The following is a 2,265-nucleotide window of genomic DNA, read 5'->3' as shown; positions in this document are numbered from 1 at the left end:
GGACCGGGCCGCGCGGTGCGCAACTGTCGCTGCAGCGGCACGGCGGGCTGGTCACGGTGACGGTGCGCGCGCGCACCTCGGCGCCGGGGTCGTTCCCGCTGCCGGGCTTCACGGTCGGCGGGTCCGCGGTCGCGGAGGTGGAGCGGTGACGCTCCAGAGTGCGCGAGGTGACCGGGGCGCCGGCGGGATTCTGGTGCTCGCGGCGGTGGCCGTGCTCGGCGTCACCGGCCTGCTCGGCGTCACCGTCACCCGCGCCCTGACGATCCGTCACGAGGTTGCCGCGGCTGCGGATCTGGCCGCGCTGGCCGCCGCTGCAGTTCAGGGGGTGACACCCCCTGAACCAGGTCAGTGCGGGGCGGCGGAGCGGGTGGCGGCGGCGAACGCGGTCGAGCTGGTCGGCTGCGCGGTGGAGGGCGGAACGGTGCGGGTCGAGGTGGTCCGGCACGTGAGGTGGGTGGGGGTGGCATCGACGGTCCGCGGAGCGGCGCGGGCCGGGATCTCGTGTGCAGCGCGCCCGGATTTGCGATAAATGAGCCGTTTGGAGGAGCCCCCGATCAGGCATTCGGTGGTACCCGGATCGGCGGGGACGGTGGACGATCGGGACAACCGACGCAACTACTGACGCACCACAACGGGGGATCATGTCCACGCCGCTGCGCACCTTCACCGGCCAGATCGACGGCGCGAGCGCCGAGGTCACCGTTCACGTGGACCGCATCGAGTGGGCGCGTCAGTCCGGCGCCCAGGTGATTGCGGTTCAGGCGATCGGCAGCGTCACCAGCAAGCGGCGCGGGCTGACCAACGCCACCGTCAGCGTCCTCGCCGCGGGCAGCGCCTTCGACTTCCGGGTTGCCCGCGCCGAGGCGTCGGTGATCGCCGACCTGTTGCGCTCCCTGGTGCAGGGAAGCCACCCGGCCCAGCGACCGGCGCCGCTGATCCCGCCGTTCCCGGCGGTCGCGTCCCCCGGTGCCGTGATCCCGGCCCAATCGACCGTGGCCGACGTTCCGGACCCCGCCGTCGGGTTCAGCCGGTAGCAGCCAGCGCCGGCGATTCGACCGCGTCTTCGTCGGGAACAGTCTCGTCGGGAACGGACTCGGCCAGGACCCGGTCGAGAAGACGGACGGCCCCTGCCTTGTCCAGGGGGTTGTTGCCGTTGCCGCATTTGGGCGACTGCACACACGACGGGCAGCCGGCGTCGCACTCGCAGGCGGCGATCGCGTCCCGGGTGGCGCGCAGCCACTGCTCGGCCGCGGCAAAGCCGCGTTCGGCGAAGCCGGCGCCGCCGGGGTGTCCGTCGTAGACGAACACCGTCGGCAGCATCGTGTCCGGGTGCAGCGCGGTGGAGACTCCGCCGATGTCCCAGCGGTCGCAGGTGGCGAACAGCGGCAGCAGGCCGATCGAGGCGTGCTCGGCGGCGTGGGCGGCGCCGGGCAGGTCGGCGATCTCCACGCCCGCCTCGGCCACCGCGTCCGGGGTGACGGTCCACCAGACCGCCCGGGTCCGCAGGTGACGGGGCGGCAGATCCAGCTGCGTCTCGTCGATCACCTCGCCGCTGACCAGTCGCTTGCGGAGGTAGGACACCACCTGGTTGGTCACCTCGACAGTGCCGAACCGGACCTCGATCGGGCCCCAGCGCCGGCTTCGGCCAGGGTCCACGATCGCGATGTCGGTGACCTCGCGGGCCGAGGTGGAGTAGTCGGTATCGGCCGGCTCGACCAGCGCGACCGACTCCTCCAGGTCGAGGGAGCGGACCAGGAACTGGCGGCCCTGGTGCAGGTACACCGCGCCTTCGTGGGCCTGGGTGTGCACCGAACCCGCGTCGACGGTGCCGAGCAGACGGCCGGTGTCGGCCTCGCACATCCGCACCGGCGCCCCGCCGGTGCCGCGGATGTCGGCCAGCGCCGAGGCCGGGTCCCGCCGGGTCCAGAACCAGCCGGCCGGGCGGCGACGGAGCAGGCCGCGCTGCTCGAGGGCGGGCAGCACCAGCTCGGCCGTCGGCCCGAACAGGTCGAGGTCGGCCTCGGTCAGCGGGGATTCCGAGGCCGCGGCGCACAGGTGCGGGGCGAGCACGTAGGGGTTGTCCGGATCCAGCACAGTGGCCTCGACCGGCCGTCCGAACAGGGCCTCGGGGTGGTGCACCAGGTAGGTGTCCAGCGGGTCGTCGCGGGCCACCAGGACCGCGAGCGCCCCCTGGCCGGCGCGGCCGGCCCGGCCGGCCTGCTGCCACATCGAGGCCCGGGTCCCGGGGAAGCCGGCCAGCACCAC

At 73.8% G+C, this 2,265-nt stretch carries 3 protein-coding genes; 2 read left to right on the top strand and 1 reads right to left on the bottom strand.

What is annotated here, in order from left to right; all coding sequences use genetic code 11:
- The first annotated feature begins 145 nt into the window (after positions 1 to 145).
- The gene (locus tag H0X00_RS23500) at positions 146 to 529 is read left to right on the top strand and encodes an Rv3654c family TadE-like protein (protein WP_293775261.1); all 384 of its coding nucleotides are present in this window, start codon (positions 146 to 148) and stop codon (positions 527 to 529) included.
- Between the two features lie 112 nt (positions 530 to 641).
- Positions 642 to 1,034, top strand: coding sequence for a hypothetical protein (locus H0X00_RS23495; protein ID WP_293775260.1), 393 nt, complete (start codon positions 642 to 644; stop codon positions 1,032 to 1,034).
- Here H0X00_RS23495 and H0X00_RS23490 read toward each other — a convergent pair.
- The coding region (locus H0X00_RS23490; protein WP_293775258.1) for a Zn-binding domain-containing protein at positions 1,024 to 2,265 on the bottom strand (1,242 nt) is incomplete at its 5' end. The genes H0X00_RS23495 and H0X00_RS23490 overlap by 11 nt on opposite strands.

Source organism: Sporichthya sp. (assembly GCF_013815995.1).
Classification (GTDB): Bacteria; Actinomycetota; Actinomycetes; order Sporichthyales; family Sporichthyaceae; genus Sporichthya.
The sequence above is the reverse complement of the archived record's forward strand: the minus strand, read 5'-3'. Positions and strand labels throughout refer to the sequence as shown.